This is a genomic window from Aminobacter aganoensis, assembly GCF_014206975.1.
GTDB classification, from domain to species: domain Bacteria; phylum Pseudomonadota; class Alphaproteobacteria; order Rhizobiales; family Rhizobiaceae; genus Aminobacter; species Aminobacter aganoensis.
Window position 1 is genome coordinate 163,429 of record NZ_JACHOU010000010.1, and the last position, 10,996, is coordinate 174,424.

General features: G+C 65.2%; 8 protein-coding genes and 1 pseudogene. 7 read left to right on the forward strand and 2 right to left on the reverse strand.

All coding sequences use genetic code 11. The annotated features are described in order from the left end of the window. Positions 1–20: 20 nt before the first annotated feature. The 5 genes from GGR00_RS18670 to GGR00_RS18690 all read left to right on the forward strand — a co-directional run bounded on the left by GGR00_RS18670 (position 21) and on the right by GGR00_RS18690 (position 5,361). Complete coding sequence (locus GGR00_RS18670; RefSeq protein WP_055972348.1) at positions 21–1,280, forward strand: ABC transporter substrate-binding protein; 1,260 nt, start codon at positions 21–23, stop codon at positions 1,278–1,280. 216 nt (positions 1,281–1,496) lie between these two features. After that, positions 1,497–2,438 (forward strand): carbohydrate ABC transporter permease, encoded by a 942-nt coding sequence (locus GGR00_RS18675; RefSeq protein WP_055972052.1) that lies wholly within the window; start codon positions 1,497–1,499, stop codon positions 2,436–2,438. Between the two features lie 7 nt (positions 2,439–2,445). After that, a complete protein-coding gene (locus GGR00_RS18680; RefSeq protein WP_184700358.1) occupies positions 2,446–3,285 on the forward strand; it encodes a carbohydrate ABC transporter permease in 840 nt (279 codons plus the stop codon). Beyond that, on the forward strand, positions 3,282–4,346 hold the full coding sequence (locus tag GGR00_RS18685; RefSeq protein ID WP_055972046.1) for a Gfo/Idh/MocA family protein: 1,065 nt from the start codon (positions 3,282–3,284) through the stop codon (positions 4,344–4,346). The genes GGR00_RS18680 and GGR00_RS18685 overlap by 4 nt, the downstream gene beginning before the upstream one ends. 16 nt (positions 4,347–4,362) lie before the next feature. Further along, entirely contained in the window at positions 4,363–5,361 is a 999-nt protein-coding gene (locus GGR00_RS18690; RefSeq protein ID WP_184700359.1) for an ATP-binding cassette domain-containing protein, read from the forward strand. A 261-nt stretch (positions 5,362–5,622) separates the two neighbouring features. Here the strand turns inward: GGR00_RS18690 and GGR00_RS18695 are convergent, their stop codons facing one another. Together GGR00_RS18695 and GGR00_RS18700 are read right to left on the reverse strand one after the other, a co-directional pair. Further along, complete coding sequence (locus GGR00_RS18695; RefSeq protein ID WP_184700360.1) at positions 5,623–7,356, reverse strand: hydantoinase B/oxoprolinase family protein; 1,734 nt, start codon at positions 7,354–7,356, stop codon at positions 5,623–5,625. Between the two features lie 139 nt (positions 7,357–7,495). Beyond that, positions 7,496–9,565 (reverse strand): hydantoinase/oxoprolinase family protein, encoded by a 2,070-nt coding sequence (locus GGR00_RS18700; RefSeq protein WP_184700361.1) that lies wholly within the window; start codon positions 9,563–9,565, stop codon positions 7,496–7,498. A 186-nt stretch (positions 9,566–9,751) separates the two neighbouring features. Here GGR00_RS18700 and GGR00_RS18705 point away from each other — a divergent pair, with 186 nt between their 5' ends. Then, positions 9,752–10,579: a ferredoxin--NADP reductase gene (locus tag GGR00_RS18705; protein ID WP_184700362.1), complete on the forward strand. Its 828-nt coding sequence runs from the start codon at positions 9,752–9,754 to the stop codon at positions 10,577–10,579. Between the two features lie 221 nt (positions 10,580–10,800). Then, positions 10,801–10,996: pseudogene (locus tag GGR00_RS18710) on the forward strand (deoxyribose-phosphate aldolase); the annotation flags it as partial.

A 10,996-nucleotide genomic window follows, 5' to 3' on the forward strand; every position in this document is an offset into this window, starting at 1 on the left:
CGTAAACAGGGAGAATGGAAATGAAACACAGGTTGCTTACTGGACTTCTGATGGCGTCCAGCATCCTCGGCTCCGCCGGGATCGCTCTCGCCCAGGACACCACGCTGACGATCGAAAGCTGGCGTAACGACGATCTTGCCATCTGGCAGGAGAAGCTCATTCCGGCGTTCGAAGCCAAGAACCCCGGCATCAAGGTCGTGTTCGCGCCGACGGCTCCAACCGAGTACAACGCGGCCCTCAATGCCAAGCTCGACGCAGGCTCGGCCGGTGACCTGATCACCTGCCGTCCGTTCGACGCCTCGCTCGAGCTCTTCAAGAAGGGCCAACTCGCCGACCTGACCAGCCTTGCCGGCATGGAGAATTTCTCCGACGTCGCCAAATCTGCCTGGCAGACCGACGACGGCAAGGCCAGCTTCTGCGTGCCGATGGCCTCCGTCATCCACGGCTTCATCTACAACAAGGAAGCCTTCGACAAGCTCGGCATCACGCCGCCGGCGACCGAAGAAGAGTTCTTCGCCGCCCTCGACAAGATCAAGGCCGACGGCACCTACATCCCGATGGCGATGGGCACCAAGGATCTCTGGGAAGCCGCGACCATGGGCTACCAGAACATCGGCCCGAACTACTGGAAGGGCGAGGAAGGCCGCCTGGCGCTCATCAAGGGCGAGCAGAAGCTGACCGACGCCGACTGGGTTGCGCCGTACACGACGCTCGCCAAGTGGAAGCCTTACCTCGGCGACGGCTTCGAGGCGCAGAGCTACCCCGACAGCCAGAACCTCTTCACGCTTGGCCGCGCTGCGATCTTCCCGGCCGGCTCGTGGGAGATCTCGGTGTTCAACACCCAGGCGCAGTTCAAGATGGGCGCCTTCCCGCCGCCGGTCCAGAAGGCCGGCGACACCTGCTACATCTCCGACCACAACGACATCGGCATCGGCCTTAATGCCAAGAGCAAGAACGCCGACGCTGCCAAGACCTTCCTGACCTGGGTGGCTTCGCCCGACTTCGCGACCATCTATGCCAACGCGCTGCCGGGCTTCTTCAGCCTGAATTCGGCTGCCGTGAAGATGGAAGATCCTCTGGCCCAGGAGTTCGTCTCCTGGCGCGAGAAGTGCAAGCCGACGATCCGCTCGACCTATCAGGTCCTGTCGCGCGGCACGCCGAACCTCGAAAACGAGACCTGGGTCAAGTCGGCCAACGTCATCAACGGCACGGAGACCCCGGAAGCCGCTGCTGCCGAGCTGCAGAAGGGCCTCGACAGCTGGTACAAGCCGGCTAAGTAAGATGCGGCGGGCTTGATGCTCGCTCGGGAGGGCGCCGCTTCGGCGGCGCTCTCCCACCCCTCGAACATTCGAACCTCGCGGACTCGAAATCAGGGGTTGAACGTCGGCGTACAAAGATGCGCTACTGCTTCCGACAGCCATTGGCGGGAAGCCCGCTGGGGTCCATCCTCGCTATCACCACCAACGGCCCGCCGCGGCCGGACCAGGGAATATGAGATGTCGGAGCAAAGCCTAGAGCATAGCCAGGACAAGAGACCGACGCGTTGGCACATTGCCGTCTTCCTCGCGCCGGCCCTCCTGGTCTATACCGCCGTGATGATCCTGCCGCTGTTCGGCACGTTGCAGCTCTCGCTGTTCCGCAGCGTCGACAACGTCCAGGTCTTCACTGGCTTCGACAATTTCCGCACCCTGTTCGGCGACCCGCGCTGGTCGGCGTCGTTCTGGAACGCGCTCGGCAACAACACCTGGTTCTTCATCATCCACATGCTGGTGCAGAACCCGATCGGCATCCTGCTTGCCGCGCTGCTGTCGAGCCCGAAGCTGCGTTTCTCCGCCTTCTACCGCACGGCGATCTTCATCCCGACCATCCTGTCCTTCGTCATCGTCGGCTTCGCCTGGAAGCTGATCCTGAGCCCGCTCTGGGGCGTCGCACCCAACCTGCTCGACCTCGTCGGGCTCAAGAGCCTGTTCGTGCCCTGGCTCGGCAAGGAAGAATACGCGCTCACCGCGCTCAGCCTGATCTCGGTGTGGCAATTCGTCGGCATCCCGATGATGCTGATCTATGCCGCCATGCTGTCGATCCCCGACGAGGTCATCGAGGCCGCCGAATGCGACGGCGTCACCGGCTTCTCGCAGTTCTGGAAGATCAAGCTGCCGCTGATCCTGCCGTCGATCGGCATCATCTCGATCCTGACCTTTGTCGGCAATTTCAACGCCTTCGACCTGATCTACTCGGCGCAGGGCGCGCTGGCCGGGCCGAACTACGCCACCGACATCCTCGGCACGTTCCTCTACCGCACCTTCTTCGGCTTCCAGCTGCAGACGGGCGATCCCAACATGGGCGCCACCATCGCCTCGATGATGTTCTTCATCATCCTCACCGGCGTCTGCGTCTATCTTTTCCTCATCCAGACGCGGCTGCGCCGCTACCAGTTCTGAGGGCGTCATGAGCAAGGCTGCCACATCCCTGCCGCGCACCATCGGCGCACACGCGATCCTGCTGACCTACACCGTCATCGCGCTGTTCCCGGTGATCGTCATCGTCGTCAACTCGTTCAAGTCGCGCGCCGCCATCTTCCGCTCGCCGCTGACGCTGCCGACGGCCGAGACCTTCGACCTCGTCGGCTACACCACCGTCATGGCCCAGGGCGACTTCATCCAGTATTTCCAGAACAGCCTGACGGTCACCGTCGCCTCGCTGTTCTTCGTGCTGCTGTTCGGCGCCATGGCGGCATTCGCGCTGTCGGAATACCGCTTCAAGGGCAACACCATCATGGGCCTCTATCTGGCCCTCGGCATCATGATCCCGATCCGCCTCGGCACGGTGGCGATCCTGCAGCTGATGGTGGCGTCGGGGCTGGTCAACACGCTGACCGCGCTGATCCTGGTCTACACCGCGCAAGGCCTGCCGCTGGCCGTCTTCATCCTCTCCGAGTTCATGAAGCAGGTGTCGGACGACCTCAAGAATGCCGGCCGCATCGACGGGCTCTCCGAATACCGCATCTTCTTCCGCCTCGTCCTGCCGCTGGTTCGCCCGGCCATGGCGACCGTCGCCGTCTTCACCATGATCCCGATCTGGAACGATTTGTGGTTTCCGCTGATCCTGGCACCGGGCGAGGCGACGAAGACCGTGACCCTCGGCGCCCAGGTCTTCATCGGCCAGTTCGTCACCAACTGGAACGCCGTGCTGGCAGCGCTGTCGCTCGCCATCCTGCCGGTGCTGGTCCTCTATCTCTTCTTCTCGCGGCAGCTGATCCGCGGCATCACCTCCGGAGCCGTCAAGTGAGCACTGAAAAACCCCTACGCGTCGTCGTTGCCGGCCTCGGCAACATGGGCCGCAGCCATGCGCTGGCCTATCACAACAACCCGGGTTTCGAGATCGCCACACTGGTCAACCGTTCCGACGTGCCGCTGCCCGGCGAACTGTCGGGCTACGGCATCCAGCGTTCGTTCGAAGGTGCGATCCGTGAGCTGAAGCCCGACGTCGCCTCGATCAACACCTATTCCGACAGCCATGCCGACTATGCGGTGATGGCGCTGGAGGCGGGTTGCCACGTCTTCCTCGAAAAGCCGCTGGCGACCACCGTCGCCGACGCCGAGCGCGTGGTCGCTGCCGCCAAGGCCAATGGCCGCAAACTGGTGATCGGCTACATCCTGCGCCATCACCCGTCCTGGATGCGGCTGATCGGCGAGGCGCGTGCGCTTGGCGGCCCCTATGTCTTCCGCATGAACCTCAACCAGCAGTCTTCCGGCCACAAGTGGGACACCCACAAGCAGCTGATGAAGACGACGTCGCCGATCGTCGACTGCGGCGTGCACTATCTCGACGTCATGTGCCAGATCACCGACGCCGAGCCGGTCGAGGTGCGCGGCATGGGCCTGCGCATGACCGACCAGATCGACCCGGCGATGTACAACTACGGTCACCTGCAGGTGTTGTTCGCCGACGGCTCCGTCGGCTGGTACGAGGCCGGCTGGGGCCCGATGATGTCGGAGACCGCCTTCTTCGTGAAGGATGTCATCTCGCCCAAGGGCAGCGTCTCGATCGTCGTCAACGAGGCCGCCACCAAGTCGGACGACGTCGATTCCCACACCAAGACCAGCATGATCCGCGTCCACCGCGCCGACCTCGGCGCCGACGGCAATTTCGTCCATGCCGATGAAGACCTGTCGATGAAGGACGAGCCGGGCCACCAGGGCCTCTGCGACCGCGAGCAGGCCTTCGTGCTGAAGGCCATCCGCGAGGACATAGACCTCACCCGTCACATGGATGACGCCGTCAAATCGCTGCGCGTGTGCCTGGCTGCGGACGAAAGCGTCCGCACCGGCCGCCCCGTGAAGCTCTAGAGACAGGAAACCGCCCGTGGGTTCGCTCAAGATCGAAAATGTCAAGAAATCCTTCGGCCCCGTCGAGGTGCTGAAGGGCATCGACCTCGACGTCAAGGACGGCGAGTTCGTCGTCTTCGTCGGCCCGTCCGGCTGCGGAAAGTCGACGCTGCTGCGCATCATCGCCGGCCTCGAGGACGCCTCGTCGGGCGACGTGCTGATCGACGGCCAAAAGGTCACCAACGCGCCGCCGTCCAAGCGCGGCATCGCCATGGTGTTCCAGACCTACGCGCTCTATCCGCATCTGACCGTGCGCGACAATATGAGCCTTGGCCTCAAGCAGGCAGGTACGCCGGCCGCCGAGATCGACCAGCGCATCGCCGCGTCCTCGGCCATGCTGTCGCTCGAACCCTACCTCAAGCGCCGCCCGGCCGAGCTCTCCGGCGGCCAGCGCCAGCGCGTCGCCATCGGCCGCGCTCTGGTGCGCGAACCGAAACTGTTCCTGTTCGACGAGCCGCTGTCGAACCTTGATGCGGCGCTGCGCGTCAACACGCGCCTGGAGATCGCCCAGCTGCACAACCGGCTGAAGTCGACGATGATCTACGTCACCCACGACCAGGTGGAGGCAATGACGCTCGCCGACCGCATCGTCGTGCTCAATGCCGGCCGCGTCGAGCAGGTCGGCGCGCCGATGGAGCTCTACAACAAGCCGGCGAACCTGTTCGTCGCAGGCTTCATCGGTTCGCCCAAGATGAACTTCATCGACGGCGCCAGGTTGGGCGAGACCGCCAAGACAGTCGGCGTCCGCCCCGAGCACATCGCCGTCAGCGACACCGCCGGCGCCTGGAAGGGCACGGTCATCCACGCCGAACACCTCGGCGCCGACACCAATGTCTTCCTCGAAACGGAGAAGGCCGGACTGGTCACCATCCGTCTGTTCGGCGAGTACCAGACCGGCCCCGGTGCCACGCTCTACGCCACGCCCGACGCGGCGCGGACCTATCGCTTTGGCGAAGACGGCAAGGCGCTGGGCTGAGGCCGATCGGGTCAGGCATGTAGCCGTCAACGGCTCGAGTGGCTGCCGGGGCTCGTTTCGCCGAAGCGAGCAATCCGTCGGCATGATGGGCGCCTTCGCGGTTGATTGTTCTCCCCGTTCTTCACGGGGAGAAGATGCCGGCAGGCAGATGAGGGGCAGCGCAAGCGCTGGAAGATTGCCCCTCTCCCCGTGAAGAACGGGGCGAGGGGGCATTCACGTCGCGCCTTGTCACTGGAGGGGATGAGGGGGCAATTGGGGCCTTCAGCGTCGCCTCAACCGATCCGTCTCCGCGGCATCCACGCCGCCATCTCGGATGACCACTCCAAACATCTCAGCCGCCTGCTCCCGCGAGTAGTACCCCAGCTCGACATCGCGCAGCACCAATTCCGGGTCGCGTAAAAACGGATCGCCATAGCCGCCGCCGCCGGGCGTGCCGACGAGCACCCGGTCGCCGGCCTTGAGCGGAATGTCCTGTTCTTTCGATAGATGCGGCGGCACATGCGGCCGGCCGTCTCGAAACACAGTGACCGTGTTCACCGCACCATCCTTGCCGCCCAGCGCGCCCTGCGGGCCGACGCGACCATGGTCCATGACGAAGGACGCGCGCGCCTCGCCGCGCAACAGCTCGATCTCGTAGGCGAGACCGAAACCGCCGCGCTGCCTGCCGGCGCCGCCCGAGGCCTCGCGCAGGGCGTATCGGCGATAGAGCACCGGATAGGCCTGCTCCATGATCTCGACCGGCGGCGACTTCGAGATGCCGATGGTCGAGCAGCCGTTCGACAGCCCGTCATGGCCCGAATTGCCGCCATAGCCGCCGCCCGAGATCTGGTACATGACATAGTCGCGGCCGCGGGCCGGGTCGTTGCCGCCGAGCGCGAAATTGCCGCTCGATCCTGCCGGTGCCGCCGTCACCTTGTCGGGCGCGGCTTGTACCATCGCCGCGAACACCGCTTCGGCGATGCGCTGGGAAACCTCCGCCGCGCAGCCCGACACCGGTCGCGGATAGCGCGCATCGAGGAAGGTGCCTTCGGGGCGCCTGACGACGAGAGGCTCGAAGGCGCCGGCGCTGATCGGCACGTCGGGAAAGATGTGGCGCATGGCGAGATAGACCGCCGACAGCGTCGTCGCCAGCACGCTGTTCATCGGCCCGGCGCAGGGTTTGGACGAACCGGTGAAGTCGAACGTCAGCGAGTCGCCGGCCTTTTCGGCCGACAGCGCGATGGTCAGCGGCGCATCGACCACGCCGTCGGAATCGACGAACGCCTTCGACAAGTAAGTGCCGTCGGGCAGGGCGGCGATATGTGCCCGCATCTGTTCCGCCGCGCGCCGGCGCAACTCGGCGATGGCCTCGACGACGGTTTCGTCGCCGTAACGATCCAGGATCTGCAACAGCCGGTCCTGCCCGACATGGAGGGCCGCGGCCTGGGCGCGAATATCGCCGATGCGCTGGTCGGCGACCCGGATGTTGGAGCAGATGATGGCGTAGATCTCGGGGTCCATCACGCCCTTCTTGAACAGCTTGACCGGCGGCAGGCGCAGGCCTTCCTGCTCCACCGCCGTCGCCGAGGCGGAAAACCCGCCCGGCACCGCGCCGCCGATGTCGGGCCAGTGGCCAGTGTTGGACAGCCAGCAGAAGATCTTTCCCGCGCGCCATACCGGCATGGCAAAACGCACGTCCATCAGATGCGTGCCGCCGAGATAGGGATCGTTTACGATGTAGATGTCGCCCGGCTCGGGCGGCAGCACGCGCCCGTCGGCGATCATCTCGATGATCGTTTTGGTCGAGTGCTGCATGACGCCGACGAACACTGGCAGGCCTTGCGACCCCTGCGCGATCAGCGACCCGTCGACGGCGGAGTAGATGCCGTCGGAACGGTCGTTGGCCTCGGCGATGACGGGCGAGAACGCCGCGCGCGAAAAGGTCAGGTCCATCTCGTCGCAGGTCTGCTGCAGGGCGGCCTGGATGACGGACAGGGTGATGGCGTCGAGGGTCATGCTGCGCGCCCTCTCCTGGGGTCGTAAAGGCTGTGCTCGCCGGCCCTACAGACGTTCCGCGCTGCAGTGGTTACCCCACCCGGCCGGGCTTTGCCCGGCCACCCTCCCCTTAAAGGGGAAGGGGACGTAGGCGCCTTGTTCATCTCCCCACCTCGATGACGATATTGCCGTCCGCATCGCTGCGCGCCCGGTCGCCGGGCTCCAGCGCTGTCGTTGCATCCATCTGCTCGAGGATGGCCGGCCCGTCGATCACGGCGTCGAGAGGCAGCTTCTCCCTGAGATAGACCGGCGTGTCGCGCCAGCCGCCGTCGAACCACACCGGCCTGACTTCGCGCAGCGCCCCCGCAAGCGTCGCCGCCCGTCCTGCCGGATCGATCAGCCGGCTGAGGTCGATGTCGGGCCGAACGCCGGTCACGGAGGTGTTGAGATTGACGAGATTGGCGCGGATTTCCGGCAGTTCGACCTTGAAGCGGGCGAAATAGGCCTTCTCGAACAGACCCTGCAGCGTCGCGCGGTCGACCTCGGCCGATGGCAGCGGCACGTTGATGAGGTGCGTCTGCCCGACGAACTGCATGTCGGCGGAATGGCCGACGCGGAGGCTTCGCGGCCGGATCGCTTCCTTGGCGATCAGCGCCTCGCCTTCGGCGCGATGTCGCGCCAGAACGTCGCGCGCGTGCTTTTCGTCAAGCGTCGCCACCGGCTGATTGACCGTGTTGACGAAGTCGTGGCGCAAATCGGCGACGACGCAGCCGAGCGCATTGGTGATGCCCGGCCGCGCCGGCACCAGCACGCGCGGCAGGCCGAGTTCGCGTGCCAGCGCCGACGCATGCAGCGGTCCCGCGCCGCCGAAGGCAAACAGCGTGAAGTCGCGCGGGTCGTGGCCGCGCGACACCGACACCATGCGGATGGCGCCCGCCATCCTGATGTTGCCGAGCCGCAGCACCGCCCCGGCGGCGGCAGCCCCGTCGAGCCCGGTCGCCTTGCCGATCCTGTCTTCGAAGATGTTGCGCACGGTTCCCACCGTAACCGGGGTGTCGACGGCGAGCAGCTTCTTCGGGTCGAGCCGCCCGAGCACCAAATTGGCGTCGGTAATCGTCGGCTCGGTGCCGCCGCGGCCATAGCAGATCGGCCCGGGATTGGCGCCGGCACTTTCCGGGCCGACCTGGATCAGCCCGGAGGCATCGACCCGCGCGATCGAGCCGCCGCCGGCGCCCACCGTATGCACGGCCACCATCGGTACATGGATCGGCATCGCATATTCGATCTCGATTTCGTTCGACACCGCCGGCTCCGCCCCGAGGATCAGCGCCACGTCGGTCGAGGTACCGCCCATGTCGTAGGTGACGAGATTTTCGAAGCCGGCGCGCCGGCCGGTATAGGCGGCGGCGATGACGCCCGAGGCCGGGCCCGACATCACGGTCTTGGCGGCCTCGCGGGTGACGAAGCGGGCGGAGATCATGCCGCCATTGCCGTTCATGATCAGGAAATCGCGGCCATAGCCGCGGCTCGACAGCTCGTCGCGCAGACGCCCGACATAACGTTCCAGGATCGGCTGGACGGCGGCATTGACGGAGGCGGTGACGCCGCGCTCGAACTCGCGCGCTTCCGACAGCAGCGAGTGGCCGGTCGTGATGTGGCCGTTCGGCCAGGTCTCGGCGGCGATCTCGGCGGCGCGGCGCTCGTGTTCCGCGTTGGCATAGGCATGCAGGAAGTGGATCACCAGCGCTTCGCAGCCGGCATCGACCAGTTCGCGCACTGCTGCCCGCAAGCCGTCCTCGTCGAGCGGTTCGCGCACGCGTCCCGAGGCCTCGACGCGCTCGTTGACTTCGAGCCTGAGGTTGCGCGGGATGACGGGCACGAAGGTGCCGGTCATGCCATAGGGCTGCGGCCGGGTGCGGCGCCCGAGCTCGATCACGTCGCGAAAGCCGCGGGTCGTGATCATGCCGGTCTTTGCCAGCCGTCGTTCCAGCACGGCATTGGTGGTGGTCGTCGTGCCGTGGACGATGAGGTCGATACCGGCGATGGGAAACCCTGTCTCGTCGAGCGCGGCGATGACGCCGTGGGCCTGGTTCTCGACCGTCGTCGGCGTCTTGGCGATGCGGACCGCGCCGCCGTTCGCGCCGTCGACCAGAAGCAGGTCGGTGAAGGTCCCGCCCACGTCGATCCCCGCCACGACATTTCCCGCCTTTGCGGGAATATTCTCGTCCATGGACTAATCCCGAAAAGCCCGGACTACGATCATGTGCCAGTTTAGAAAGGCGTTTTATGCCACAATCTTGACGCTCATATCATTTGTATACTAATTAATAAGGCGAACAAGGCCCCACTATTTGCCTGTATTTCCGCAGCGCGCCGGTCCCAAAACGCCGCCCGCGCCGGGCGAGAGGTTTGATCGATGAACACTGCAGCAGCGCTGAAGACGGCCGACGCAAAGCCGCTTCAGTTCCCCATCCCTGCCAATGTCTATGCCGAAACTGTGGTTTCGGTGAAGCATTACACGGATCGCCTCTTCTCTTTCCGCATCACCCGGCCGCAGTCGCTGCGCTTCCGCTCGGGCGAATTCGTCATGATCGGCCTGCCCAATGCCGAAAAGCCGGTCTACCGCGCCTATTCTGTGGCAAGCCCCTCCTGGGACGACGAGCTCGAATTCTTCTCGATCAAGGTGCCGGATGGTCCGCTGACCTCCGAGCTGCAGAAGATCGTGCCCGGCGACACCGTGCTGATGCGCCAGAAATCGACCGGCACGCTGGTGCTCGACGCGCTGACCCCGGGCAAGCGCCTGTTCATGATCTCGACCGGCACCGGCATCGCGCCTTTCGCCAGCCTGCTGCGCGACCCCGACACCTATGAACGCTACGAGCAGGTCGTGCTGACCCACACCTGCCGCGACGTCGCCGAACTGGCCTACGGCCAGGAACTCGTCGCCAACCTCGAAAACGATCCGCTGATCGGCGAGCTGACGCATGGCCGCGTGACGCTCTACAATTCGACGACGCGCGAGGAATCCGAGCGCATGGGCCGCATCACCGCGCTGATCTCGTCGGGCAAGTTCCACAGCGACCTCGGCATCGACAAGCTCGATCCCGAAACCGACCGCATCATGATCTGCGGCTCGATGCACATGCTGAAGGACGTCAAGGAACTTGCGGAGAGCCTCGGCTTCGTCGAAGGCTCGCTCAACGAGCCGGGCACCTTCGTCGTCGAGCGCGCCTTCGTCGGCTGACGCTCGCTGATTTCGTCGGGCCGGCAGCCGGCCCGACGCCGTGACCGTCCGGTCAACGACAGCGCTGCACCCTTTCGGCTTTTTCGTCTATCTTCCGGCTTCGGGGGCTCGTGGAGCGTCGCTCCGCGGGCTATTCTTCGTCGCGCCGCGCCAAGCGGCGCATGAGATGTTGCCCCGCGACGAGTGTCACGCTGCAGGGCGTCCGGAGGAAAGGCAGTCAGATGAGCGGCAAGCCACGCGAAGCCGAAACACAGTCCTCGGCAACTGTCATGCCCCTGCCGTCCCGGCAGGCGGCGAATGCGGCGGAGACGCACGCCATCGTGCGCAATCCGGGCATGGCGCTTGATCTTGGTTTTCTGGAATCGATGCGTTGCGTCAATCGTTCGGCACTTGAGCGTCGGGTCGGCACGCTGACCA

Bases quoted from the DNA above. Each gene is read 5' to 3' on its own strand.
- GGR00_RS18680 (WP_184700358.1), top strand. From the start codon at position 2,446: ATGAGCAAGGCTGCCACATCCCTGCCGCGCACCATCGGCGCACACGCG.
- GGR00_RS18700 (WP_184700361.1), bottom strand. From the start codon at position 9,565: ATGGACGAGAATATTCCCGCAAAGGCGGGAAATGTCGTGGCGGGGATC.
- GGR00_RS18705 (WP_184700362.1), top strand. From the start codon at position 9,752: ATGAACACTGCAGCAGCGCTGAAGACGGCCGACGCAAAGCCGCTTCAG.
- GGR00_RS18675 (WP_055972052.1), top strand. From the start codon at position 1,497: ATGTCGGAGCAAAGCCTAGAGCATAGCCAGGACAAGAGACCGACGCGT.
- GGR00_RS18695 (WP_184700360.1), bottom strand. From the start codon at position 7,356: ATGACCCTCGACGCCATCACCCTGTCCGTCATCCAGGCCGCCCTGCAG.
- GGR00_RS18670 (WP_055972348.1), top strand. From the start codon at position 21: ATGAAACACAGGTTGCTTACTGGACTTCTGATGGCGTCCAGCATCCTC.